Below are 25421 nucleotides of genomic sequence, written 5' to 3'. Positions count from 1 at the left end.
GGTCAGCGAGGATCACGCCGGCGGCGCCTGCGGCGGAGCACGCCGGGCCTCCCCACCGCCGGCCAGCCGTCCAGCTCCCCGGGCGGCACGCCCCGGCGCAGCAGGTCGTCGAGGAGCAGCGCCAGCGAGTGACCGGGGTGCTCGGCCAGGGCGCGTTCCAGGGCCACCGCCGCCAGCGCCCCCTGCCCGGCCCGCCACGCCGCGAACGCCAGCAGCGCGGCGGGCGCGGCGATCAGCTCCGGCTCGGCCCGGCGCAGTACGTCGGTCCAGAGCGCGATGTCCGCGTCCCGCCCGTCGGTGCGCGCCCAGGCGTGGTCGCGTACCGGCTCCCGGGTCAATAGCACGCTCAGCCAGGCCACCTCGTCGTCGGTGAGCACCTGCGCCCGCCGGTGCCTGCGCCGGGCGGCGCGGAGCGCGGCGGCCCCCGCCGAGCAGATCGGCCGCTCGCCACCCGGGTCGGCCGCCGGCACCTGGTCGAGCAGTGCCGCCAGCCGTCGCTCGGCGCGGGCGGTGGCCTCGCGTACGGCCGATCGGGCCGGACCGGTCACCGGGGCGACCTGCGCGACGAGCGCGGCCCGGTCGGGCAGGGCGACCTGGCCGGCGAAGACGGCCGCCGCGCTGACCTCGCTCGCGGCCACGTCGTAGGGCTTGCCGTCGGGCGGGCAGCACTCCGGTTCCACGCAGAGGTAGGACCAGTAGCGGCCGTCGGTGACCCGGAGGGCGTCGAGCACGGCCAGGCCGGCGGTGCCCAGCGCGGCGCGCACGGCGTCGACCGCCGGGGTGACCAGGTGTGCCGGGCCGTAGCCCAGCACCGTGGCGATCTCGGCGTCCTGCCGGGCGACGACGCCCGCGAGATGGCCGGCGGGGTCGCGCGGGTCGGTGAGGTCGGGCAGGTCGGCGCGGGCGGCGAAGGTGATCTGGCGACCCCGCATCGCCACCACGACGACGCTGTGGGTCGGGTGGAAGCCGAGCAGGTAGGGCACGGCGGCGATGAGGTCGGCGGGGGAACGGACGGCGAGTCGGGGGCGGTCGGGCGGAGACATGACTGACAGCCTGCGATCCAGCCGACACTGTCAGTCACCCCTGTGGATGACATGCGGGTTATCCACAGTTACGGAGCGTGTTTCCCCAGCTCGAGGGCTCACGCCTCGACGCGGGCGGAGTGACCGGGCCGGGCGGCCACCAGGGACGCCAGCTCGCTGCGGGAGCCGACGCCCAGCTTGGGATACGCCTTGTAGAGGTGGTAGCCGACCGTGCGAGGACTCAGGAAGAGCTGCGCGCCGATCTCCCGGTTGCTCAGCCCCCGGGCCGCCAACTGCACCACCTGGTGTTCCTGCGGGGTCAACCGCTGCACGGCGCCCGTGTCGGCGGCCCGCACGCTCTCCCCGGCGGCGCGCAGCTCGGCACGCGCCCGCGCGCCCCAGGGGTGGGCCTGGAGCCGGTCGAAGATCTCCAGCGCCGAGTGCAGCACGATCCGGGCCTCGCTGATCCGGCGTGCCCGGCGCAGCCACTCGCCGTACAGCAGCTCCGTGCGGGCCCGCTCGAACGGGGTGCCGCCCTCCTGGTGCAGCGCCACCGCCCGGGCGTACCGGTCGTCGGCGTTGCCGTCCAGCAGCGCCTGGCAGCGCAACGCGACCGCCCCCGTCCACGGCTGCCGGACGCGACCGGACCACTCGACGTACTGCCGGGCGGCGGCCAGCGCGTCGTCCCGCCGGTCCACCCGGATCGCGGCCTCCACCAGGTCGGGCAGGCTGGCCATCGCGCCGCCCCGGTGCCGCGCGCCCAGCAGGCCGGAGAGTCGGCCGAAGGCCGCCTCGTACCGGCCGAGGCCCAGGTCGAGCAGGCTCAGCGCGCCGGCCGCGTGGACGTTGCCCGGCGTCACACCCCGCGCGATCGGGGCCGCCGTCAGCTCGACGCACCGCTGTTCCTCACCCCGAATCGCGGCCAGGCCGGCGAGCACGGTGGTCAGGTAGACCGCGTGCCGGCGCTGCCCGGTGTCGGCGGCGATCCGCAGCCCCTCCGTCGCGTTGGCCTCCGCGTCGTCGTGCCGGCCCCGCATGAGCTGGGCGCGGGCGAGCAGCGGCAGCACCGAGGCCAGCAGGCCGGCGGCACCCTGCTGGCGGGCCACGGCGGCCAGCCGCGCCGCGATGTCGTCCGCGCTGTCCAGGTCGGCCAGCATGAGGTGCCACCACCCGATGTCGAGCAGTTCGAGGTGCCTGTCGCAGCCGGTCGTCTCCTCGACCAGCACCCGCAGCGGTGCGACGGCGGCGTCGGTGAGGGCGTTCTGCGCGGCGAACGCGCGGGACAGCGCGGTGACGAGGTGGGCGCTGGGCACGCCGAGTTCCCCGGCCCGGGCGGCGGTGCGGTCCAGCGCGTCGAAGTCGCCCGCGTGGGCGGCCGCCCGGCCGGCGCGGAAGAGCAGGTGACCGGCCAGGCTCGGATCGAGGGCGGCCACCGCCACGGCGGCGTCGGAGAGCAGGCGGTGGGCCTCCCGGGGACGGTCCACCGAGTCCAGCACCATGGCGCGGACCAGTGCGATGTCGGCCAGTTGCAGGGAATCGGTGACGTGCTCGGCGGCCTGGTCGGCCAGCGTCGTGGCCCGGTCCAGTTGGCCGGTGTCGGCCGCCGCCTCCGCCGCGACGGTCAGCCGCCGCCCGTGCCGGGCCCGGTCCGCGGTGAGCCCGGCGGCCCGTTCGTACATCGCCGAGACCACAGCGCTGCCCCGGGCCGACCCGCTCCGCGCGGCGGCCTCCAGGGCACCCGCCGCCTCCTCGTCCGGCCCGGTGGCCATCGCCGACCGGTGCCAGGCGTACGAGCAGACGTCGCCCCGGGCCGCGTAGACCGCCGCAAGCGCCTCGTGCGCCGCCATCCGGCTGCCGGCCTCCACAGTGTCCCGCAGTGCCGAGAACACCAGCGGGTGGCGGAACACCAGCCGGCCGTCCACCAGCCGCACGAGCTGCGCCCGCTCAGCGGGGGCCAGGTCGTCCCGGGTGCAGCCGAGGCGCTCGGCGGCCGGGAACACCACGGAGGCGTCGGCGGAGGACGCGGCGGCGGCGACGCCGAGCAGCCGACGGGTCGCCTCGGGCAGCCGCCGCACCCGCTCGGCGAAGACCCCGTGGAGCCGCTGGAAACGCGACGACGGCGTCGGCCGCGGCACGCCGTCGACCGGCAGCTCCAGCAGGGCAAGCGGGTTGCCCTGCGCCTCGGTGAGCAGGTCGGGCCGGAGGTAGCCGGGCACCGGGTCCGATCGCTGCGCCAGCACCTCGGCGGCGGCCGACTCGTCCAGCGGACCGACCGGCAGCTCCGGCAGGCCGGCCGGGTCGAACGGGGACACCTCGTCGGTGCGGACCGCGACGATCACCGCGATCGGCTCGGCGTCGAGCCGCCGTACGGCGAAGAGCAGCGCCTCCGCCGAGGCCGGGTCGAGCCAGTGCGCGTCGTCGACAAGGCAGAGCAGCGGGCGTTCCTCGGCCAGCTCGGCCAACAGGGTCAGCACGGCCAGCCCGACCAGGTAGCGGTTGACGTCGCCGCCGGCCTCCTGACCGAGCGCCACCCGCAACGCCCGGGCCTGCGGGGCGGGCAGAGCATCGATCCGTTCACTCTGGCGGCCCAGCAGCAGGTGCAGCCCGGCGAAGGGGAAACCGGCCTCCGACTCGATGCCGTCGGTGCGCAGCACCCGCATGTCGTCGGCCCGGGCGGCGGCGTCACCGAGCAGCGCCGACTTGCCGATGCCGGCCTCGCCCCGCAGGACGAGCACGCCACTGCGCCCGGCCCGCGCCTGCCCGAGCAGGCCGTCGATCCGGGCGGTCTCCTCGCTTCGGCCGTGCAGCACGGGAGTCAACGCTACGCGGCCACCGGGCCCGGCGACACGTACCGCGCCCTGTCCGGCCACGCGCCCCCGCGCGAAGCTCAGGCCGCGTAGGGAACCCGCTCGCGGGCCTCCCGCAGGGCCCGCCCCCACCAGCCGAGCTGGTCCAGGACGGTCTTGGCGGCGTTGTCGCAGCCCTGCGGTTCCACCGGCGCCCCCGACTCGTCGAACCTGTCCCAGCAGTCGTGGAAGCTGACGGTGTCCCGCACCGTCGTCGCGTGCACCTCGGCGAACACCGGACGCAGGTGCTCCACCGCGCGCAGGCCGCCGGAGACCCCGCCGTAGGAGACGAAACCGACAGGCTTGGCGCGCCACTCGTCGCGGTACCAGTCGATGGCGGTCTTGATCGAGGCCGGGTAGCTGTGGTTGTACTCCGGCGTCACCACCACGAAGGCGTCGGCGGCGGCCAGCCGTGGCGCGAACGCCTCCACCGCCGCCGGCCGCGGTGCGCCGAACGCGGTGAGCGTCGGCGGCAGGTCGACCTCGGCCAGGTCGACCACGTCGATGTCGAAGCCGTCGTGCCGGCGCGCCCGGTCGACGAACCAGTTGGCCACCACCGGGCCGAACCGGCCCGCCCGGATGCTGCCGACGATGACGGCCAGCCGCAGTCTCTGCGTGGTCATGGTGCTCTCCCAGTACGTTCGGGGTGGATGTGCCGACCACGCTAGGCAGCCGGCGGGGCCCCGCCATCTGTCAACTGACCGGTCGACGGCGCAGACCCCGCACCGGCCGGTCGGTACGGTCGTTCGACAGATGCCCGGCGAGGGTACGCGTCCCTACCGTCGGTGCCCATGACCACCGCATCCCCACCGCAGTCGTCGGCTCCGGTCGTCCGCACCCGCTGGGCGCCGGTCGTGGCGGTCGCCGTCGCCATGCTCGTGGCGACCTCCGAGATGAGCATGGCCGGCGTGGTGCTGCCCTCGATCGGCGCCGACCTGGGCGCCGACCCGGCCGCCACCACCTGGGTGCTGCTCGCGTACGCGCTGCCGATGGCCGCCATCGCCATCCCCGCCGGCCGCTGGGCCGACCGGGCCGACCCCCGGCTGATCTTCGTCGCGTCCATGACCGGTGTCGGGGTCACCAGCGTGCTCGCCGCCTTCGCCCCGGCGATGTGGGTGCTGCTGGCCGTACGGCTGCTCCAGGGCGTCGCGGGCGGGCTCACGCTGGCGGTCTACCTGCCGGTGATCGCCGCGACCGTGCGGGCGGACCAGCGGGCCCGCGCGATCAGCGCGGTGGTGACCATCATGACCGTCGGCGGGATGGCCGGCACCTCGCTGGGCGGGCTGGTGGCCGGCGCCTCCGGTTGGCGCGCGGTGTTCCTGCTGAAGCTGCCCCTCGTCGCGGTCGCGCTCTGGCTGGGCCTGCGGGCGTTGCCCCGCGACGGCCGTGGACTGCCCGCCCCGGGGCTGCCGCTGCTGCGCGAGGCGGTGCTGCTGGGCGGCACGGTCGCCGCGGTGCTCGTCGCCGTCGACGAGATCGCGGCCCGGCCGGTGCTGGCCGCCGGGCTCGGCGCGCTGGCCGTGGGGCTCGGCCTGACCTGGGCACGGTTGCCCGCCTCCCGGCCGGTCATCGCGCTGGTCCGCGCCCGCCGCTTCGGGTTCACCAGCCTCGGGCTGTTCCTGGTGTGCTTCAACGTCGCGCTGACCGTCTTCCTGCTGCCGTACTTCCTCGCCGACGTGCTGCACGAGGGCCCGGAGGTGGCCGGAATGCTGCTGCTGGTCCAGATCGGCGCCATGACGGTCACCTCGCCGGTCGCCGGCTGGCTCGCCGACCGGGTCGGCGCGCTGCCGGCGGCGGCGACGGGTGCCGCGCTGACGGCCGGAGCCACGCTGCTGCCGGTCACCCTCTCCGCCGACGCCGGGCTGGTGCACCTCGGCTGGCAGATCGCGTTGGTCGGGGTCGGGTTCGGCCTGTTCAACACCCCGGTCATCGCGGCGGTCATGGCGGCGGCGCCCACCGGCTCGACCGGTGCCGCCGGCGGCATCGGCGGCACCGTCCGGATGATCGCGACGACGCTCGCGCCCGCCGTCGCCGCGCTGTGCTGGACCGTCGCCGGGGGCGGGCTGGCCGGCTTCCGTACCGCCCTGGTGGTGCTCGCGGTGATCCAGGCCGCCGGCGGGCTGGCGCTGCTGGCCGCCGGACGGTGTAAGGAAGGGCCCCTTCCTAACGCTATGCGTTAGGAAGGGGCCCTTCCTTACACGTCAGAGACCGATGTTGGCCTGCGGGCCGGCGTGGGTACGCAGCATCGCCGGGATGTCCGCGGCGTTGTGCAGGGTGTACGAGTAGAAGCTGCTCGGGTTGAACGCCGTGCCCTTCGACTTGACCTTGCCGGAGTCCCACGGGCTGTTGTCCGTGACGTTGCCCCGCTGGACGAGTTCGCCCGCCTCGACGTAGTACGGGTTGCGGACGTTCTCGTAGTAGCTGTTCTCGATGACGGCCTTGGTCGCGCCCCGCACGTAGTTGCCGTACGACGCGCAGTTCTGCAGGTAGTTGTTGTACATGTGCAGGTTGGCCAGGTTGTCCGCGCTGGGGTTGCGGGTCCTGGTGTTCTGGAACCAGTTGTGGTGGATGGTCATCCGGGCGGTGACGTTCTCCGTCCAGCCGATGCCGAAGGTCTTGTTGTTGTCGGCGAAGTGGTTCCAGGAGACGGTGATGTTGGTGCTGTCCTTGCGGCTGTCCAGCAGGCCGTCGTTCATCCGCTGGAGCCGGTTGTGGTCGATCCAGACGCGGTTGACGGTGTCCATCTGGATGGCGTCGTAGTCGTAGGTGTCGTCACCCGGGTCGTCGTCCGGCATCAGCGTGTCCCGGATCGTCAGGTTGCGGATGATGACGTTGTTGACGCCCGAGCCGAGGAAGAACCCGCCGCCGACGATGTGTCCGCTGGTGCCCACGCCGATGATCGTCTTGTTGGACGCCACCCGCAGCTCGGTGCCCTTCGGGCTGATGTTGATCGTGCCGGCGACCCGGATGACGTAGGGCGCCGACGCCGTGACGTACTGGTTGAGCTGCGACTGGGTGGTCACCGTGACGGTCTGCCCGCCGGCGCCGCCGGTCACCCCGGTGGCGAACCCGTCGGGCGCGTTGCCGTACGGCACCGACGGGGTGCCGCCGGAGCCGACCTTGACCATCTGCCACTGCTGGTTGGTGCCGTCGAGGTCGGCGAACTGGGAGATCCGGCCACCGTTCGCGGTCGACCACTCCCACACGTCGAGCGCCTTGCGGCTGTGCCGGTTGACGAACCGCACGTAGCCGTCGGCCGAGTCCGCGACGCCGAAGTGCTGCCGGGTGTTCGTGCTCGCCGTCTCCTGCGTCAGCGCGGCGCCGTCCTCGGCGCTCGCGATCTGCAGCACCTTGCCGCTCTGCCGCGAACGCAACTGGTAGTAGCCGTTGTCCGTCGGCACGAACTGCCACTGCTGGTTCAACGTGTCCGTACGCGTCCACTGGTGGATCGCCGCGCCGTCACTGGTCGAGTAGTTCGACACGTCGATCACCTTGCCGCTGTGCCGCGACACGAACACGTAGTACGCGCCGGTGTCCACAGTCGCCGCCTGCGACGGGGCGCCGGTCGCCACCACGGCGACGGGCACCGACACGGCGAGTACGGCCAGCGGCACCAGGCGCCGCCACAGCCGACGACCGACGCTGGTGGTGGCCGGTGCCGGGTGGGCGTCGGGGGAATGGATGGTCTGTCGCATTGACTTCCTTCCTGCGTACGGGTGGTGGAGGTGTGGTTGTGGCCCGCCTGGCGGCCGGCTTGCCCAGAGCCGGCGCCAGGCGGGTCGGCGTCGGCCCGCTCTGATCCGTAGACGACCGCGGGGGCCCGTCGACAACGGAAACTCGGAACTTTGTTTGGCTGGCCGACTTACTTAGACAGTGACGAGCAACGATCTTTACAGGCGTGTTTCGGTGTGCGAACATCCGTGAAACTGCGTCGTCACCAGCGCCGGACGGGCGGCGAAGGGGACCGGGCGACGGCCGGCGACGTGGCGTTCCCGCCGATGTGGTCGGACCGACCCGCGACGTGAGGAGAGACCGCCATCGTGACCGGCAGCGACGTCCACGCGCCGGCCCGCGACGCGGAGCTGGCCCCGGGTACGTTTGAGGCGTCCGACCCCGACGTGGCCGCGCTGGTCACCGCCGCCCGCGCGGGTGACGAGGCGGCGCTCACCGGACTGGTCGCCGCCCACCTTCCGCTCGTCTACGGGATCGTCGGCAGGGCGCTCAACGGGCACGCGGACGTCGACGACCTCGTCCAGGAGACGATGGTCCGGGTGATCCGGGGCCTGCCCGACCTGCGGGAGCCGGACCGGTTCCGGTCCTGGCTGGTGTCCATCACGTACCGGCAGGTGCAGCTGCACCTGCGCGGGCAGGCGAGGACCCGCAGCCGCGAGCAGGAGACCGACGTGGACCTGCCCGACCCGGGCGGCGACCTGGCCGAACGGACCGTGGCCGAGCTGATCCTCAGCGAGCAGCGCCGGGAGCTGGCCGAGGCCACCGGCTGGCTGGACGACGACGACCGGCGGCTGCTGCGATGGTGGTGGCGGGAGGCGATCGGCGAGTTGACCCGCGCCGAGCTGGCCGACGCGCTGTCGGTCAGCCCGAAGCACGCGGCGGTGCGGCTGGGCCGGATGCGGACGCGACTGGACGAGAGCCGGTTGATCGTCCGCGCACTGCACGCGTCACCCCGCTGCCCGGACCTGGCCGCGCTGGTCCGGGGCTGGGACGGCAGCGCCGGCCCGCTGTGGCGCAAGCGGCTGAGCCGGCACGGCCGGGGCTGCCCACGGTGCGGTGCGCACCGGCAGGTGCTGCTGGCCCCGGAACGGCTGCTGCCCGGCATGACGACGTTCCCGGTCGCCGCCGGACTCGTGGCGGGCGGCCCGGCGGTCCCGGCCGCCGTGTCCTTCTGGGCCATGATCCAGGGGTTCTTCGCCAACAAGGTCGTGGCGGGCGCGACGGTCGCGACGGTCGCCGCCGGGGGCATCGGTTACGCCGTGCTCCAGGCGCCGGACCCCGTCCGCGTCCCGGCCGGTCCCACGGTGGTCGCGCAACCGCCCCCGTCCACGGCTCCGCCCACCGCCTCCCCGGCGGCCCGACCCGCCGCCCCGGTGACCGGTGCCGAGATCCACGTCGCGCCGAACGGCTCGGACACCGGCACCGGCAGCGCCGACCGCCCGTACGCCACCCTGGGGCGGGCCGTCGCCGTGGTGCGCCCGGGCCAGACGATCATGCTGCACGGCGGCACCCACCGGCTCACCGAGCCCGTGGTCATGACCACCAGCGGCACCGCCCAGCGGCGCATCACCATCAGCAACTACCGCGACGAGCGGGCGGTGGTCGACGCCAGCCGGGTGCCCGACGGCCAGTGGGCGATCACCCAGCGGGCCAGCTACTGGACCGTACGCGGGCTGGAGATCAAGAACGCGCCCGGCCACGCGTACGTCTGCGTCTCCTGCCGCCACTCCGTCTTCTCCCGGCTCTCCGTCCACGACAACGGCGGCATCGGCCTGCTGCTGCGCGACCGGGGCACGGTGGGCAACCAGGTGCTGGACAGCGACTTCCACGCCAACCACGACACCTCGGACGCCGGTGGTACGGCCGACGGGCTGGCGTTCAAGTACGGCTCGGGCACCGGCAACCTGGTACGCGGCTGCCGGATGTACCACAACTCGGCCGACGGGCTGGACCTCAGCCAGTTCACCGACCCGGTGACAGTCGATCGGTCCTGGGCCTTCGGCAACGGGATCGACCGGTGGGACACCCCCGGGTTCACCGAGGGCGGCGGCAACGGCTTCAAGCTCGGCGGCGGTGACCCCGCCCCCGAGGTGCGGCACCGGGTGACCCAGAGCGCGGCCTGGGAGAACGCCGGGTACGGGTTCACCGAGGCAAGCAACCGCGGGGCGCTGTCGATCTCCAACAGCACGGCCTTCCGCAACGGCAAGGCCGGGTTCGCGTTCGTCCACTCGGTGTCGGTGCTGCGGCACAACCTGGCCCTGGCCAACCGCGACGAGACCTGGCTCGGCGAAGCGGTCGACGACGAGGACAACTCGTGGAACCAGCGGGACTGGGCGACCACCACCCTGCGCAGCGGTGAGCCGGACGTGGCCGAGGGGCCACGGCAGGCCGACGGTTCCCTGCCGGAGAGCACGTTCCTGCTCAACCGCCGCGATCCCACGATGGGCGCCGACATGCGTTGACCGGGGACCCAAGGGCCGGCGGGAGGGGTTACCTTGCGCAGATGGATCTGGCGTACCTGCGGGCGCATCCGGAGCACCTGCCGACCTTCCTGACCCACCAGCGGATCCGGGAGACGCCGGTCACCGGCGGGAGCATCTGCGCCGCGTCCCGGCTGACCCTGGACGACGGCCACTCGATCTTCGCGAAGACCTGGCCGGAGGCCGCCGGGACGCCGGTGCCCGAGGGCTTCTTCACCGCCGAGGCGGCCGGGCTGCGCTGGCTCCGCGAGGCCGGGGCGGTCGCCGTACCGGACGTGGTCGTGGCGCTGCCCGGGCTGCTGGCGCTCGACTGGGTGGAGCCCGGCGAGCCGACGCCCGGGGCGGCCGAGCGCTTCGGCCGGGAGCTGGCGGCCCTGCACCGGGCCGGCGCGTCGGTCTTCGGGGCCGGGTGGACCGGCTTCATCGGGGCGCTCCCGCAGGACAACACGCCGGACGACGGCCCCTGGTCGCGCTGGTTCGCCGAGCGGCGACTGCTCCCCCACCTGCGCCGGTCGGTGGACGCCGGCGCGCTCACCGCCGCCGAGACCGGGCTCGTCGAGGAGGTCGTCGCGCGGATCGGCGAGTTCGGCGGGGACGAGCCGCCGGCCCGGATCCACGGGGACCTCTGGCCGGGCAACGTGCTCTGGGGCGCCGACGACCGGGGCTGGCTGGTGGACCCGGCCGCCCACGGCGGGCACCGGGAGACCGACCTGGCGCAGCTCGCGCTCTTCGGCGGCGTGCCGCACCTGGACCGGGTCCTCGCCGCGTACGCGGAGACGTGGCCGCTGGCCGACGGGTGGCGGGAACGGGTGCCCCTGCACCAGCTCCACCTGATGCTGGTGCACACCGCCCTGTTCGGCGCGGCGTACCGCGATGCGGTCGCCCACACCGCCCGGGCGGCTCTGGCGGGGCTGATGCGCGCTACCGTCGACGGGTGAACGCCGCCCCGCCGACCACCGGCGTCCTCGCCGACCGGTACGGCCGCGTCGCCCGGGACCTGCGCGTGTCCCTGACCGACAAGTGCAACCTGCGCTGCACCTACTGCATGCCGGCCGAGGGGCTGCCCTGGCTGGCCGGCCCGGACCTGCTCGGCGACGACGAGATCGTCCGGCTGGTCGGGGTGGCGGTACGCCAGCTCGGCGTGACCGAGGTGCGGTTCACCGGCGGGGAGCCGCTGATCCGGCCCGGTCTCGTCGGCATCGTGGCCGCCGTGGCGGCGCTCGATCCGCGCCCCCGGATCTCGCTGACCACCAACGGCATCGGGCTGGACCGGCTCGCCCCCACGCTGCGCGCCGCCGGGCTGGACCGGGTCAACGTGTCGCTGGACACCCTGGCCCCGGAGCGGTTCGCCCGGCTGACCCGGCGGGCACGCCTCGCCGACGTACTGGCCGGGCTGGCCGGGGCCGCCGCCGCCGGGCTCACCCCCGTGAAGATCAACTCTGTGCTGATGCGCGGCGTCAACGACACCGAGGCGCCGGAGCTGCTCCGCTTCGCCCTCGCCCACGGCTACGAGCTGCGGTTCATCGAGCAGATGCCGCTCGACGCCCAGCACGGCTGGGACCGCGCCGCCATGGTCACCGCCGACGAGATCCTGGCCACCCTGCGCGCGGAGTTCGACCTGGCCCCCGACCCGGTGGAGCGCGGCGCGGCACCGGCCGAGACCTGGCTGGTCGACGGCGGCCCCGCCCGGGTCGGCGTGATCGCCAGCGTCACCCGCCCGTTCTGCGGCGACTGCGACCGCACCCGGCTCACCGCCGACGGTCAGGTCCGCGCCTGCCTCTTCGCCACCGAGGAGTCCGACCTGCGCGGCGCGCTGCGGGCCGGGGCGGACGACGACGAGCTGGCCCAGCGCTGGCGGGCCGCGATGTGGGGCAAGCGGGCCGGGCACGGCATCGACGACCCGGCCTTCCTCCAGCCCGCCCGGCCGATGTCCGCGATCGGAGGCTGACCGTGACAGAACTGGCACCCCCGGCACACGCCGGGAAGCCGGCCCAGACAGCCGTCACGCCGGGCGCCGCCGGGGCGCCGCTGACCGTCCGCTACTTCGCCGGGGCGCGGGCCGCCGCCGGCCGGCCCGAGGAGACCGCACCCGCCGGCCGTTCCCTGGCCGCACTCGTGGCGGAGCTGACCGACCGGCACGGCGAGCGGCTCGCCGCCGTGCTGGGGGTGGCGAGTTTCCTCGTCGACGGCGTGACCTGTCATGATCGCCAGGCACCGCTACCGGCCGGGGCCACGATCGACGTCCTGCCGCCCTTCGCGGGCGGCTGAGGGAGGCGCACACATGTTGGCGGCACTGGCGTTCGTCGCCACCATAGGGCTGATCACCGGCCTGATCCACCTCTACCTGTGGAAGCGCCTGGTGCGGGACACCACCGCCCCGGGGCGGTGGCGGCGGATCGGCGGGATCACCGTCCTGGTGCTCGCGCTGCTCGTACCGGCGACCATGGCCGGCACCCAGGCGGGCCTCTACTGGCTCGCGTGGCCGGGCTACCTCTGGCTCGCCATCATGTTCTACCTGCTGGTCCTGCTCGTGGCGCTGGAAGTGCCGATGGCGGTGACCAAGCTGGTGCTGCGCCGCCGGGTCGCCGCCGCCGAGCCCACCGCCGCGGCGCCCGAGCCCGCCATGGTCGGCGCCGCCGGCCCGGCGGACCCGCCGGCCGCCGACGCCGTCGCGCAGCCCGACCACGACCCTTCCCGCCGGTTGCTGCTCGCCCGTGGGACGGCGATCTTCGCCGGGCTCACCGCCACCGGCCTCACCGGGTACGGCATCCGCACCGCCCTCGGCCCGCCGCAGCTCGACCGGGTGCAGATCCCGCTGGCCAAGCTTCCCCGGAGCATGGACGGCCTGCGGATCGCCACCGTCTCCGACATCCACCTCGGCCCGCTGCGCGGACGGGCGCACACCGAGCGGATCGTCGCCGCGATCAACCGCCTGGACGCCGACATCGTCGCGGTCGTCGGCGACCTGGTCGACGGCTCCGTGGCCGAACTGGGCGAGGCCGCCGAGCCGCTGCGTGGCCTGCGGTCCCGGCACGGCAGCTACTTCGTCACCGGCAACCACGAGTACTACTCCGGCGTCGAGGAGTGGGTCCAGGAGCTGGACCGGCTCGGCCTGCGGGTGATGCAGAACGAGCGGACCGAGATCCACGCCCGGGGCGGCGTGCTCGACCTGGCCGGGGTCAACGACGTCACCGCGGCGGGCACGGGGCTGGCCGCCCCGGCGGACTACGCGGCGGCGCTCGGCGACCGGGACCCGAGCCGGCCGGTGGTGCTGCTCGCCCACCAGCCGGTCGCGGCGACGGAGGCGGCGAAGTTCGGCGTCGACCTCCAGCTCTCGGGGCACACCCACGGCGGCCAGATGGTCCCGTTCAACCTGCTGGTGAAGCTCCAGCAGCCGGTGGTCTCCGGCCTGGGCGAGGTGGACGGCACCAAGGTCTACGTCACCAACGGCGCCGGCTTCTGGGGCCCGCCGGTCCGCGTCGGCGCCGAACCGCAGATCACCCTGGTGGAACTGCGCTCCCGCTGACCCCATAGCGCGGGGTGCCGGCGTTGTCCAGCACCGGATGCTCAGGTCACGGGTGTGCGTGGCGACGGGTGGGTAATGGCGCGGTCGTGACAGGATGCGGCGTGCCTCCGTTCAGTCCCGCACCCCCCGGCGGCGTTCCGCCGTTCGTCGCGGATCTGCACATCCACTCGAAATACTCGCGCGCGTGCAGCCGCGACCTGACCCTGCCGAACCTCGGCTGGTGGGCGCGGCGCAAGGGCATCGGGGTGCTCGGCACCGGCGACTTCACCCATCCCGCCTGGTACGACCACCTGCGCGAGACGCTGCACCCGGCCGAGCCCGGCCTGCACCGGCTCAGCCCGGAGGCGGAACGGGACATCGCCCGCCGGCTGCCACCCCGGCTGGCGAGCGAGGCGGAGACGGATCCGGTCCGGTTCATGCTCAGCGTGGAGATCTCCACGATCTACAAGCGGGACGACCGCACCCGCAAGGTGCATCACCTGATCTACCTGCCCGACCTGGACGCGGTGGCCCGGTTCAACGCCGCGCTCGGGCGGATCGGCAACCTCGGCTCGGACGGCCGGCCGATCCTCGGCCTGGACTCCCGGGACCTGCTGGAGATCACCCTGGAGGCCAGCGCCGACGGCTACCTGGTGCCGGCGCACATCTGGACGCCGTGGTTCTCCGCGCTCGGCTCCAAGTCGGGCTTCGACGCGATCGCCGACTGCTACGCCGACCTCGCCGAGCACATCTTCGCCGTGGAGACCGGCCTCTCCTCCGACCCGGAGATGAACTGGCGGGTCGGCAGCCTGGACGGCTACCAGCTGGTGTCCAACTCGGACGCGCACTCGCCGCCGGCCCTGGCCCGCGAGGCCACCGTCTTCGCCACCGCCCGCGACTACTTCGCCATCCGGGACGCGCTGCGTACCGGCGACGGGCTCGCCGGGACCATCGAGTTCTTCCCCGAGGAGGGCAAGTACCACGCGGACGGGCACCGGCTCTGCGGGGTCAACTGGTCGCCCGAGAAGACCCGCGCCGCCGCCGGCCGCTGCCCGGAGTGCGGCAAGCCGCTGACCGTCGGCGTGCTCAGCCGGATCGAGGAGCTGGCCGACCGACCCTCCGGGCACCGGCCCGCGCACGCCCGCGACGTCACCCACCTGGTGCCGCTGGCCGAGATCCTCGGCGAGATCAACAAGGTGGGCGCCCGGTCCAAGAAGGTCGAGGGGAAGCTCAACGAACTGGTCGCCGCCCTCGGCCCGGAGCTGGAGATCCTCACCAGCACCCCGCTCGCCGAGATCGAACAGGTCGGCGGGGAACTCCTCGCCGAGGGCATCGGCCGGCTGCGCCGGGGCGACGTCCGCCGGGTCCCCGGATACGACGGCGAGTACGGCGTCATCACCCTCTTCGACCCGGTGGAGCTGGGCGTACGCACCGGCACGGCGCAGGAGACGCTCTTCGACGTACCCGTGCCGGCGCAGCGCACCCCCGTGGAGCCGGCGCCGAAGCCGCGGGCCAAGCGCCCGGCGGCGGCGAAGGCCGAGCCGAAGCGCAAGGCCGAGCCGCCCGCGCCGCCGCCACCGATCGCGCCGACGCCCTCACCGCACGAGCCCTTCGAGCCGATGCTCGCCGGGATGGAGGAGGTCGGCACGGGCCTGCTGGACCGCCTGGACGCGATGCAGCGGGTGGCCGCCTCCGCGCCGGGCGGGCCGCTGCTCATCGTCGCGGGCCCGGGCACCGGAAAGACCCGGACGCTGACCCACCGGATCGCCTACCTCTGCGCGGAGCTGAACGTCTTCCCGGAGCAGTGCCTGGCGATCACCTTCACCCGGCGGGCCGCCGAGGAGTTGCGGCACCGCCTCGACGGGCTGCTCGGGCCGGTCGCCGAGGACGTCACCGTCGGCACCTTCCACTCGCTGGGCCTGACCATCCTCCGGGAGAACGCCGACGCCGTCGGACTGCCGGCGGACTTCCGGATCGCCGACGACACCCAGCGGGCGGAGGCCCGCGCCGAGGCCGGCGACGACGAGGCCGGCTACGCGACGCTGCTGCGCAAGCAGGACCTGGTGGACCTGGACGAGCTGCTGACCCTGCCGGTCGCGCTGCTCCGGGCCGACCGCAAGCTCGTGCAGCGGTACCGGGAGCGCTGGCGGTGGATCTTCGTCGACGAGTACCAGGACGTCGACGAGGTGCAGTACGAGCTGCTGCGCCTGCTCAGCCCCGCCGACGGCAACCTCTGCGCGATCGGCGACCCGGACCAGGCGATCTACTCCTTCCGGGGCGCCGACGTCGGCTACTTCCTGCGCTTCTCGCAGGACTTCACCGACGCCCGGCTGGTGCGGCTGAACCGCAACTACCGCTCCTCGGCCCCCATCCTGGCCGCCGCCGTGCAGGCCATCGCGCCGTCGTCGCTCGTGCGTGGCCGCCGGCTCGACCCGGCCCGGCTCGACCCGGAGGCCCCGCTGGTGGGTCGCTACCCCGCGGCCTCCGTCGCCGACGAGGCCGACTTCGTCGTACGCACCATCGACGACCTGGTCGGCGGGCTCTCCCACCGGTCCCTCGACTCGGGGCGGATCGACGGCCGGTCGACCGCGCTGTCCTTCTCCGACATCGCGGTGCTCTACCGCACCGACGCGCAGGCCGCACCGCTCGTGGACGCGCTGGCCCGGGCGAACATCCCGGTGCAGAAGCGCTCGCACGACCGGCTGCGGGACCGGCCCGGGGTGACCGCCATCGCCCGCGAGCTGCGGCACGCCGACGGGATCGACGGTTCGCTGACCGCCCGGGTCCGGCGGGCCGGTCAGGTGCTGGCGGAGCGCTTCGCCGTGCCGACGCTGGACGGCTCCGGCGCCGTACGCCCGGAGGACGTCCGGTCGGCGGTCGACCTGCTCACCCCGCTGGCCCGCCGCTGCGGTGACGACCTGCCGCTGTTCCTGTCCCAGCTCGCCACCGGGGCCGAGGTGGACGCGCTCGACCCGCGCGCCGAGGCCGTCACCCTGCTCACCCTGCACGCCGCCAAGGGGCTGGAGTTCCCGGTGGTCTTCCTGGTCGGGGCCGAGGACGGGCTGCTGCCGCTGCGCTGGCCCGGCAGCACCCCGGACGACGACGCGATCGCCGAGGAACGGCGGCTCTTCTTCGTCGGGCTGACCCGCGCCCAGGACCGCCTCTACGTGACGCACGCGGCCCGCCGCACCAGGCACGGCACGGAACGCGACTGCCGCCCGACGCCGTTCCTCGACGCCATCGACCCGGGCCTCTTCGAACGCTTCGGCGAGGCGGAACCCCGCCGCCCCCGAGACCGCCAACTCCGCCTGATCTGACCCTCCCTCCCCCCTCGCCCGCGGTTCCTTCCGCCTGATTCTCGTCGATCTTGCACTTTGGGCCCTCGAAATACCCCTCATGCACCAATTGCCGGGGCACAAACTGCAAGATCGCCGGGCGGGCCGGCGGGGGTAGAGGCGGGGAGGGGCGGGGCGGGGGTTAGGGGGTGGGGGTCAGGGTGGTCAGCCAGGTGGCGGTCAGGAGGGCTGGGCCCAGGGGGAGGGGGGTGTCTCGGCGCACCCTGCCGGTGAGCAGCAGGGCGAGCACCACCACGCCGTTGAGCAGGTGCGGCAGGAGCAGCCCCAGCCCCACGTACGACCAGCCGAGCCAGCCGAGCGGCAGGCCCAGGACGGCGGCGAGTTTCACGTCGCCGAAGCCCAGCCGGGACCCCGGCAGCAGCGCCAGCAGCACGTGACCGGCGAAGCAGAGCGCGCCTCCGGCCACCGCGCCGAGCAGCCGGCCGGGGGTGCCGGACACCAGCGCCGCACCGCCCAACCCGACGACGGTGACCGTCGCGGCGGCACCGACCAGCGGATCGGGCAGCCGCAGGCAGGACAGGTCGACCAGGGCGAGCACCAGCCCGACTGCCGCCAGCCCGAGGAAGGCCGGCAGGGCGGGATCGGCCCCCAGGGCTGCCGCGAGGCCGGCGAAGACGACCGCACCGACCACGGCGGTCAGACCCGCGGGAGGCCCTGCCTCGCCGGCACCCGAGACGACCGGCGGCCCGGCACCGGGCACGCCCGCAGGTGCCCCGACCCCGGCACCGCCCGCCAGGACCGGGAGCCCGGGACCGGTCCCGGTCGGTGGGCCCGGCTGGGCGTGGCGGCGGGCGACGTGGGGCGCGGCGAGGCCGGCCAGCGCACCGAGCAGCGCCACGCATGCCAGCAGCCCGGTCGACACGGGCCGGACGCTACCGGTGCGACGGCTCCGGCGTACTCCCCTGCGCGGGACGTCGCGGTCTCTCGGTGCTCACCACCAGGGCCACCCCGGCAACGATGACCGCGCCGCCGAGCAGGACCTGCGTGGTGATCGACTCGGCGGCGAACATCGCCCCGAGCACCACCGCGACCACCGGGTTGACGTAGGCGTACGTGGACACCAGCGAGATCGGGGCGTGGTGCAGCAGCCAGACGTACGCGGTGAAGGCGATCAGCGAGCCGGCCACCATCAGGTACGCGAGCGCGAGCCACGAGCGGGTCGTCACCGTGCCCAGGTCGAAGCCGCGCAGCTCGCCCCGGCTCAGGGCGAGGGCGGCCAGTGCCGCCGCCCCGGCGAACATCTCGTAGACGGTGGCGACGAACGGATCGGCGGGCATGCGGATCCGGTTGGACAGGAACGAGCCGACCGACCAGCAGGTGGCGGCCGCCACCACGGTCAGCGCCCCGGCCAACGGCACGGCGTCCGCTCCCCCGGTCGGCAGCACCAGCAGCACCAGGCCGAGGAAGCCCAGCGTCACCCCGGCCAGCGTCCAGTGCCGGGGGCGGTCGCCCGTGACCGTACGCAGCAGCACCACCAGCAGCGGAACGGTGGCCACCAGCAGCGCGGCGATTCCGGAGGGCACGGCGACACCCGGCGGCCCGGACTCGGCGAGCACCACCAGCCCGTTGCCGCCGGCCAGCAGGAGCACCCCGACCAGCGCGGCCGAGCCCAACTGCCGCCGGTCGACACGCAGCGCGCCCGGGCCACGCCGCAGCCGCAGCACGATCGCCAGCACCAGGCCGGCCACGCCGAACCGGAGGGCCGCTGAGCCGAGCGGTGGCATGGACTCCACCACGATCCGGATGCCCAGGTAGGTGGATCCCCACAGGACGTAGACCAGCATCAACGCGGTCCAGACGAGGGCCGGCACGGCGGCGGGCGCCGGGACCGTCCCGGCGCGCGGGCTGCTGGGTGTCCCGGCGTCCACGGACGGCGACGCACTTGAGGGAGGTGGGCTCATCGGTGGACACGCTACGGTGGCCTGGGCGCCGGCGTCCCTCGTTGGTGGCCGGCCTCTCACCACTCACGCGGGAGACGTGCATGCCGAACTACGGACCACCGGGTCGCGGGGGCCCGGAACCGTGGCACGGGCGGCGCCCCGACAAGGCGTACGACCCGTCGGCGGGGTCCTCGGAGCGGGGTGTCTGGGAGGCACCGCACACCTCCTACCCCCCGCCGACGCACGGCGGGGAGCCGTACGCCGGTGGTCTCCCCCCGGATCGCCGGCGCGGCCGGCGGCCGGTGCTCGCGGTGCTGGCCACCGTGACGGTGCTGGCCCTCGTCGGTGGGGCGGCGGTGTTCTACCTGCTCGGCCAGGACGAGGGGGCATCCGTCGGCACGTCGGGTGGCCCGGCACCGGCGGCCGGGACCGCCACCTCGGGGGCACCCGCGAGCGAGACGCCACCGGCGCCGACCGCGCCTGCCCCCGAGTCCTCGGCCGACCCGCGCTTCGCGAAGGCCGGCCAGTGCGTCCGCAACGACGGGGTGGCCGACGGCCGGCCCAAGCTGCTGATCACCGACTGCGCCCGGCAGACGTACGAGGTGCTGCGCCGGATCGACGGGGCGACCAGCGGCGAGAAGGACGCCGCCGCGAAGTGCGCCGAGGTGAACGGCTACACCAACTGGTACTTCTTCGACAGCGAGCTCGACACCCTCGACTTCGTGCTCTGCCTCAAGCAGCGCTGAGTCACCGCACCCCTAGGGAAGAAATGACGACCTACGGATCACCCGGGCAGCCGGACGACCCCTACCAGCGCCCGCCGGGCACTCCGCGACCCATCGATCCCACGCTGCCCGAGTGGGGGCAGCCGCAGTCGGCCGATCCCCAGCCGCCGGCCGCGCCGCAGTGGGGCCAGTCGCAGTGGGAGCAGCCGCGGCCCGGCGGCGAGCCGCCCGCCCCGCAGTGGGGCCAGTCGCAATGGGGGCAGCCGGACCCGGCCGCCGAACCACCTGCCGCGCCGACGTGGCAGCAGCCTCCGCCCGCCCCGGAGCCGGGCTACCCACCGCCGACCTCCGGAGCCGGCTACCCACCGCCCACCTCCGGGGCGGGCTACCCGCCGCCGCCCACGTCCGGGGCCGGGTACCCGCCGCCGCCCACGTCCGGGGCCGGGTACCCGCCGCCGCCCACGTCCGGGGCCGGATATCCGCCGCCGCCCACCTCCGGGGCCGGGTACCCGCCGCCGGCGGAGCAGGGAGGCTACTCGCAGGCAGCGGCGTATCCGCCGGCCGGATCGGCGTCCGCGTCGGCGCCCGGCAACCAGTGGGGCGCCCCTCCGCCGGCCCCCGGCGGGTACGGGATGCCACCGGTGGCGCCGCCCGCGAAGAAGGGCGGTGGGAAGGTCGCGCTGATCATCGGCCTGGTGGTGGTGCTCCTGCTCTGCCCGTGCCTCGGCTTGGCCGGCTGGGCGTTCTATCAGGCCGGCGAGGAGGACGACCCGATCGCGCTCCCGACGGCGAGCGCCTCCGCCAACCCGACGGCCCGGCCGACGGACAGGCCCAGCGCGGCACCGACGACGGCCCGGCCGAGCCCCAGCAGGAGCACCTACGCGGTGGGCGACTGCGTGGTCAACGACGGCACGGCCAGCGACGCCGAGCTACGGAAGGTGCCCTGCGGCCCGAACACGTACGAGGTGCTGGCGCGGATTCCCGCCACCACGGACGGCGACCGCTGCAAGACCCGGGCGCCGGAGTCGACCGCGAACTACGTCCACGACAACTCGCTGGACTTCCTCGACTACGTGCTGTGCCTGAAGAAGCGCTGACGAAGCGCTGATTGGCGAAACTAGGGCTGTCTAGCATCCACGCTAGACAGCCCTAGTTTTGTGTCGACGCCATCCCGACCCCGACACGCCGATCGCCCCGTATACGCATGTCTAGTCCCCAAGCTAGACGGGCCGATACTGTGCGATGCGTGGATCCGGTCCGCAACCCGTACGCCCCGGGCGCCGGCCAGCGCCCGCCCGAGCTCGCCGGGCGGGGGCGCGAGCTGGACGTCTTCGACGTCGTGCTGGAGCGCATCGCGAGGGGCCGGCCGGAACGCAGCCTGATGCTCACCGGGTTGCGCGGGGTCGGCAAGACAGTGCTGCTCAACACCCTGCGCTCCCAGGCGATCAACCACCTCTGGGGCAGCGGCAAGATCGAGGCCCGGCCGGACCAGTCGCTACGCCGCCCGATCGCCGCCGCGCTGCACATGGCCGTCCGGGAGCTGGCACCCCGGCACCGTGCCCCCGACCGGATCGACGCCTTCCTCGGCGTGCTCAAGGCGTTCGCCCAGCGGACCGCGCCGACCGGCCGCGGCACCGCCGCCCCGAAGCTGCGCGACCGGTGGCAGCCCGGCATCGACGTGCCCGCCGCCAGCGGTCGCGCCGACTCCGGCGACATCGAGATCGACCTGGTCGAGCTGCTCACCGACGCCGCCGCGGTGGCCGCCGACGTCGGCACCGGTGTCGCGATCTTCATCGACGAGATGCAGGATCTCGGCCCGGAGGACGTCTCCGCGCTCTGCGCCGCCTGCCACGAGCTGTCCCAGCTCGGCGCGCCGCTGATCGTGGTCGGTGCCGGGTTGCCGCACCTGCCGGCCGTGCTCAGCGCCGCCAAGTCGTACTCCGAACGGCTCTTCCGCTACCAGCGCATCGACCGGCTCGACCGGCTCGCCGCCGACCAGGCGCTCTGCGCTCCGGCCCAGCGCGAGGAGGTGGAGTACGAGCAGAAGGCGCTGGACCTGCTCTACGAGAAGTCCGGCGGCTACCCGTACTTCGTCCAGGCGTACGGGAAGGCGACCTGGGACCATGCGCCCCGCTCGCCGATCACCGCCGCCGACGTACGGGTCGCCGCGCCGGAAGCCGAGGCCGAGCTGGCCGTCGGTTTCTTCGGCTCCCGGTTCGAGCGGGCCACCCCGGCGGAACGCGAGTACATGCGGGCGATGGCGACGCTGTCCCTGGTGGAGGGCGAGGCGGACGGCGGTGGCCGGGACGACATGGACGCCGCCGTGCCGACGGCGGAGATCGCCCGCGCCCTGGGTCGCAAGCCGGCCAGCCTCTCCCCGGCCCGGGACGCGCTGATCAAGAAGGGGTTGATCTACTCCGGCGAGCGCGGCACGGTCGCCTTCACCGTCCCGCACTTCGGCCGCTACCTGCGCACCCAACCGGCCTGACCGGCGGCAGCCGGCCGTCGGCGACGACACCCGCGCGAGGGTCAGACCTTCGACCAGGGGGGCGGGAAGAGCACCTCGCCGTGCGGCGGTGGCCCCTCCCCGCTGACGGTCGGCGGGAGTGCCAGTGCCTGCCAGGGGTCGCCGAGACCGGACCACGGGCTGGTCAGCCCCATCCGGTCGGCCCGACCGAAGCCGAACCGGTGGTAGTAGGCCGGGTCGCCGAGCACCACCACCAGCCGCTCACCCAGCTCGGTGGCCGCCTCGATGGCGGCCTGCACCACCGCCGTGCCGAGGCCGATCCGCTGCCGGTGCGGGGCGACGGCCACCGGCCCGAGGGCCAGCGCCGGCGCGGCGTGGTCGTCGGATCTCACCCGCACCCGGGTGAGCAGGGCGTAGCCGACGATCTCGCCGCCGTACTCGGCGACCATCGCCAGCTCCGGCAGCCAGGCGTCGCTGTCCCGCAGTTCCTCGACCAACCCCACCTCGGGCGGCGTGGACACGTCCGGGCGGGCGAAGGCGGAGGCCAGCACCCGGCGGACCGCGCCGGTGTCGGCCGGGTCCTCGGGTCGCAGCCGCAGCGTCGTCACGCGGGGCACGTTACCCGTCACAGGCGGTCCATCAGCGACGGTCGCTCGAATCGGCGTGGCGCGCCGTCCATCCGGGCCGATCCGGATCGGGCGTTGCGGGGGTAACCGGGCTGGTGACGGGGTATGACTGACCCATGAAACCCGTACGCTCCCTCGCCCGCGCCATGTTGAGCGGCATCTTCGTGGTCAGCGGGTTCCACAACTTCCAGCACCCCGGCCGGCTGGTCCCGGCCGCGAAGCCCGTGACGGACCGGGTGACGCCGCTGCTGGAGAAGGCCGACCCCCGAATCCCCACGGACACCGAGACGCTGATCCGGGTCAACGCGGCGGTGCAGATCGGCGCCGGGCTGATGCTCGCCACCGGCCGGTTCAGCAGGCCGGCGGCGCTCGTCCTCGCAGGTACGCTGGTCCCGGTGACCCTGGCCGGGCATCCCTTCTGGAGCAACGACGACCCGGCGACGCGGAGCAACAACCAGATCCACTTCCTGAAGAACCTCGGCCTCTTCGGCGGGCTGCTGCTCGCCGCCGCGGACACCGGTGGCAAGCCGGGCCTGCGGTGGCGGACGGGTCACCGGGTCGGCCACTCCCGACGTTCGGTGCAGCGAGCCGTGCGTACCGCCCGCAGGGAGGCCCGGATCGCCGTACGATCGGCAGCAGCGGCCCGGCGACTACCGGGCTGACCTGCGTCGATACCTCCCCTCCGCCGGTCCTGCCCGGGCAACCCCGCGAATCACCTGAACCACGCAGTAGGCGTTTAACGCGGTGGAAATGTCAAAAACATGTGTGGGATCGGACACGGTCGCATAACGCGGGAGGCATTAACGTGAGGCGCCGTTCTAGGCTCCGTGCAGGACCTGGACGGATAGGACGACCTTGGTACGGGGGTGGCCACGCCATGCCGGCGACCGTCGGGAGACGGGTGGACCGCCTCGCCCCAGTCCGCCGCGTAACGCGTGGGATCGATCGTAGGACAGTCGTACGGGCTGGCATCGTGGCCGCCGTCGCCTATGCCGCATGGCTCGCCATCGGCGCTTTCGGGCGACCGTACAACTTCTTCGACATGAAGATCTACCACGGCGCGGTGGTGTGGTGGGCGAGCGGTCACGAGCTCTACGAGTTCATCGCACCCAACACCACCCTGGGTTTCACCTACCCACCGTTCGGCGGCCTGGTGATGCTGCCGATGGCGCACCTCCCGGTCGAGCTGGCCGGGATGGTCAACGCACTCGCCAGCATCGCCGCACTCGCCATCGTGCTGGCCGGGCTGCTCCGCCCGATCGTCGACCGGCTCGGCTGGCCGCTCTGGTTCACCGTGGCGATCGCGACGCCGCTGGCGGTGGCCGTCGAGCCCGCCCGCGAGACCCTCGGCTACGGCCAGGTCAACCTGCTCCTCTTCGCACTGATCATGGCAGACCTGATCGGCCTGCGCTGGCGGTCCCGCCGGGGCACCCACGTCGCCGCGGCCGACGGCCTGCTGCTGCGCTTCGTCTACAGCGGCGCGTGGGCGGGCGTCGGCATCGGCCTGGCCACCGCCATCAAGCTGACCCCGGCGCTGTTCATCGTCTACCTGATGATCACGCGACAGTGGCGTGCCGCGGCCACCGCGGTCGGCACGGTGATCGCCGTGACCGTCGGTTCCTTCGCGATCGTCGGCACCGAGTCCCGGGCCTACTTCGGCGGGGTGCTCTGGCAGACCGAGCGGGTCGGTGCCGCCGACATGACGCCCAACCAGTCGCTGGCCGGGCTGCTGGCCCGGCTGTACGACTCGATCGAGACGCCCGGCCTGCTCTGGCTGTCGTTCTCGGTGCTGATGCTGGCGCTGGGCCTCTCCCGGGCCGTCAACGCCCGCGCCGACGGCGACGAGCTGACCGCGTTCACCCTGGTCGGCCTCACCGCCAACGTGATCAGCCCGATCTCCTGGACGCACCACCTCGTGTGGGTGATCCCGGCGATCATCGTGCTGGCCGACGCCGCCGTACGCCGCCGCGACGCCAGCCGGGGGCTGGTGCAGCGGGCCGGCCAGGGCGCGTACGGCGGGCTGCCGGGGATGGCCGGTCTGCGCCCGCCGATCTGGTACCCGACGCTGACCGGGCTCCGGCACGGCGTCGCCGCGATCGGGCTCTACCTGCTCTTCCTGATCTCACCGATCTGGCCATACGAGCACCAGCTCCCCGAGGTGTCGCACTATCAGGACGGCCTCTTCGGCGCGCTGATGGAGAACTCGCTGGCGCTGGCCCTGATCCTGCTCGTCGCCGCGCTGCCGTGGCGCCCCGGCGCCGAGCCGGCCTTCTACGCCGACCGGCTGGGCCGGCAGGCCGCGCCCAGCCTTCGCCGCTGAGCGGGTGGGCCGCCCCGAATCAGGGGCAGTTCACCCACTCCTCGGTGCCGTCGGCGAACACCTGCCGCTTCCAGATCGGCAACCGCGCCTTGGCCTCGTCGACCAGCCGGGAGCAGGCCGCGAACGCGGCGGCCCGATGGGCGGTGCTGACCGCGGCCACCAGGGCCACGTCGCCGATGGCGAGCGGGCCGACCCGGTGCGACACCGCGACCGCGTACACGTCCGGGTCAGCGGCGATCTCGGCCGCGACCTCGCGCAGCACCCGCTCGGCGCTCGGGTGGCCCTCGTACTCCAGGCTGGTCACCGCGCGACCGTGGTCGTGGTCGCGGACGACGCCCTGGAACGAGACCACTGCGCCGGCCCGGCGGTCCGCGACCGCCGCCTCGTGCGCGGCGAGGTCGAGCGGCTGGTCGGTGATCTCCCCGAACGTCGCGGGCAGGTGGGCCGACGCGTCGGCGGTCG

The 25421-nt window shown here is 74.1% G+C and carries 20 protein-coding genes; 12 read left to right on the top strand and 8 right to left on the bottom strand.

Going from position 1 to position 25421, the window contains the following annotated elements:
* Nucleotides 1-2 precede the first annotated feature (2 nt).
* The 3 genes from ABZ809_RS02460 to ABZ809_RS02450 form a co-directional block, all read right to left on the bottom strand.
* Entirely contained in the window at nucleotides 3-1043 is a 1041-nt protein-coding gene (locus ABZ809_RS02460) for a DUF4192 domain-containing protein (RefSeq protein WP_357560526.1), read from the bottom strand.
* A gap of 98 nt (nucleotides 1044-1141) precedes the next feature.
* Nucleotides 1142-3832 carry an AAA family ATPase gene (locus ABZ809_RS02455; protein WP_357560525.1) on the bottom strand — a complete coding sequence of 897 codons (2691 nt, stop codon included), beginning with the start codon at nucleotides 3830-3832 and terminating at the stop codon, nucleotides 1142-1144.
* A gap of 77 nt (nucleotides 3833-3909) precedes the next feature.
* Complete coding sequence (locus tag ABZ809_RS02450) at nucleotides 3910-4491, bottom strand: NAD(P)H-dependent oxidoreductase (protein ID WP_357560524.1); 582 nt, start codon at nucleotides 4489-4491, stop codon at nucleotides 3910-3912.
* Nucleotides 4492-4659: 168 nt separating this feature from the next.
* Here ABZ809_RS02450 and ABZ809_RS02445 point away from each other — a divergent pair, with 168 nt between their 5' ends.
* On the top strand, nucleotides 4660-6048 hold the full coding sequence (locus ABZ809_RS02445; protein ID WP_357560523.1) for an MFS transporter: 1389 nt from the start codon (nucleotides 4660-4662) through the stop codon (nucleotides 6046-6048).
* Nucleotides 6049-6069: 21 nt separating this feature from the next.
* Here the strand turns inward: ABZ809_RS02445 and ABZ809_RS02440 are convergent, their stop codons facing one another.
* Nucleotides 6070-7563: an RICIN domain-containing protein gene (locus ABZ809_RS02440; RefSeq protein WP_357560522.1), complete on the bottom strand. Its 1494-nt coding sequence runs from the start codon at nucleotides 7561-7563 to the stop codon at nucleotides 6070-6072.
* A gap of 345 nt (nucleotides 7564-7908) precedes the next feature.
* Here ABZ809_RS02440 and ABZ809_RS02435 point away from each other — a divergent pair, with 345 nt between their 5' ends.
* The 6 genes from ABZ809_RS02435 (at nucleotide 7909) to ABZ809_RS02410 (ending at nucleotide 16902) form a co-directional block, all read left to right on the top strand.
* Nucleotides 7909-10062 carry a sigma-70 family RNA polymerase sigma factor gene (locus tag ABZ809_RS02435; RefSeq protein ID WP_357560521.1) on the top strand — a complete coding sequence of 718 codons (2154 nt, stop codon included), beginning with the start codon at nucleotides 7909-7911 and terminating at the stop codon, nucleotides 10060-10062.
* A gap of 41 nt (nucleotides 10063-10103) precedes the next feature.
* Nucleotides 10104-11018 (top strand): fructosamine kinase family protein, encoded by a 915-nt coding sequence (locus tag ABZ809_RS02430; RefSeq protein ID WP_357560520.1) that lies wholly within the window; start codon nucleotides 10104-10106, stop codon nucleotides 11016-11018.
* Nucleotides 11015-12028, top strand: coding sequence for a GTP 3',8-cyclase MoaA (moaA, locus tag ABZ809_RS02425; RefSeq protein WP_357560519.1), 1014 nt, complete (start codon nucleotides 11015-11017; stop codon nucleotides 12026-12028). The genes ABZ809_RS02430 and moaA overlap by 4 nt, the downstream gene beginning before the upstream one ends.
* 80 nt (nucleotides 12029-12108) lie before the next feature.
* Nucleotides 12109-12348: a MoaD/ThiS family protein gene (locus ABZ809_RS02420; RefSeq protein ID WP_357560816.1), complete on the top strand. Its 240-nt coding sequence runs from the start codon at nucleotides 12109-12111 to the stop codon at nucleotides 12346-12348.
* 13 nt (nucleotides 12349-12361) lie between these two features.
* Nucleotides 12362-13606 carry a metallophosphoesterase gene (locus tag ABZ809_RS02415; RefSeq protein WP_357560518.1) on the top strand — a complete coding sequence of 415 codons (1245 nt, stop codon included), beginning with the start codon at nucleotides 12362-12364 and terminating at the stop codon, nucleotides 13604-13606.
* A 101-nt stretch (nucleotides 13607-13707) separates the two neighbouring features.
* The gene (locus ABZ809_RS02410; RefSeq protein ID WP_357560517.1) at nucleotides 13708-16902 is read left to right on the top strand and encodes a UvrD-helicase domain-containing protein; all 3195 of its coding nucleotides are present in this window, start codon (nucleotides 13708-13710) and stop codon (nucleotides 16900-16902) included.
* 160 nt (nucleotides 16903-17062) lie between these two features.
* Here the strand turns inward: ABZ809_RS02410 and ABZ809_RS02405 are convergent, their stop codons facing one another.
* Together ABZ809_RS02405 and ABZ809_RS02400 are read right to left on the bottom strand one after the other, a co-directional pair.
* Nucleotides 17063-17803: an A24 family peptidase gene (locus ABZ809_RS02405; RefSeq protein ID WP_357560516.1), complete on the bottom strand. Its 741-nt coding sequence runs from the start codon at nucleotides 17801-17803 to the stop codon at nucleotides 17063-17065.
* 10 nt (nucleotides 17804-17813) lie between these two features.
* Entirely contained in the window at nucleotides 17814-18842 is a 1029-nt protein-coding gene (locus ABZ809_RS02400; protein ID WP_357560515.1) for an EamA family transporter, read from the bottom strand.
* Between the two features lie 80 nt (nucleotides 18843-18922).
* On the opposite strand from ABZ809_RS02400, the gene ABZ809_RS02395 reads away from it, so the two are divergent.
* The 3 genes from ABZ809_RS02395 to ABZ809_RS02385 all read left to right on the top strand — a co-directional run bounded on the left by ABZ809_RS02395 (nucleotide 18923) and on the right by ABZ809_RS02385 (nucleotide 22034).
* Nucleotides 18923-19567, top strand: coding sequence for a hypothetical protein (locus tag ABZ809_RS02395; protein WP_357560514.1), 645 nt, complete (start codon nucleotides 18923-18925; stop codon nucleotides 19565-19567).
* A gap of 659 nt (nucleotides 19568-20226) precedes the next feature.
* Complete coding sequence (locus ABZ809_RS02390) at nucleotides 20227-20643, top strand: hypothetical protein (protein WP_357560815.1); 417 nt, start codon at nucleotides 20227-20229, stop codon at nucleotides 20641-20643.
* A 149-nt stretch (nucleotides 20644-20792) separates the two neighbouring features.
* Nucleotides 20793-22034 (top strand): ATP-binding protein, encoded by a 1242-nt coding sequence (locus ABZ809_RS02385; RefSeq protein ID WP_357560513.1) that lies wholly within the window; start codon nucleotides 20793-20795, stop codon nucleotides 22032-22034.
* A 41-nt stretch (nucleotides 22035-22075) separates the two neighbouring features.
* Here ABZ809_RS02385 and ABZ809_RS02380 read toward each other — a convergent pair whose 3' ends face one another.
* Nucleotides 22076-22630, bottom strand: coding sequence for an N-acetyltransferase (locus ABZ809_RS02380; RefSeq protein WP_357560814.1), 555 nt, complete (start codon nucleotides 22628-22630; stop codon nucleotides 22076-22078).
* A gap of 125 nt (nucleotides 22631-22755) precedes the next feature.
* On the opposite strand from ABZ809_RS02380, the gene ABZ809_RS02375 reads away from it, so the two are divergent.
* Together ABZ809_RS02375 and ABZ809_RS02370 are read left to right on the top strand one after the other, a co-directional pair.
* Nucleotides 22756-23301 (top strand): DoxX family protein, encoded by a 546-nt coding sequence (locus ABZ809_RS02375; RefSeq protein ID WP_357560512.1) that lies wholly within the window; start codon nucleotides 22756-22758, stop codon nucleotides 23299-23301.
* A gap of 215 nt (nucleotides 23302-23516) precedes the next feature.
* Nucleotides 23517-24959 carry a glycosyltransferase 87 family protein gene (locus tag ABZ809_RS02370; protein ID WP_357560511.1) on the top strand — a complete coding sequence of 481 codons (1443 nt, stop codon included), beginning with the start codon at nucleotides 23517-23519 and terminating at the stop codon, nucleotides 24957-24959.
* A 19-nt stretch (nucleotides 24960-24978) separates the two neighbouring features.
* On the opposite strand, the gene ABZ809_RS02365 is transcribed toward ABZ809_RS02370, so the two are convergent.
* Nucleotides 24979-25398 (bottom strand): molybdenum cofactor biosynthesis protein MoaE, encoded by a 420-nt coding sequence (locus tag ABZ809_RS02365; RefSeq protein WP_357560813.1) that lies wholly within the window; start codon nucleotides 25396-25398, stop codon nucleotides 24979-24981.
* Between the last annotated feature and the right edge of the window lie 23 nt (nucleotides 25399-25421).

This window comes from Micromonospora sp. NPDC047074 (genome assembly GCF_040643815.1).
Taxonomy (GTDB): domain Bacteria; phylum Actinomycetota; class Actinomycetes; order Mycobacteriales; family Micromonosporaceae; genus Micromonospora.
Note: the sequence above shows the minus strand (reverse complement) of the source record. Positions and strands in the feature narration are given on the sequence as shown.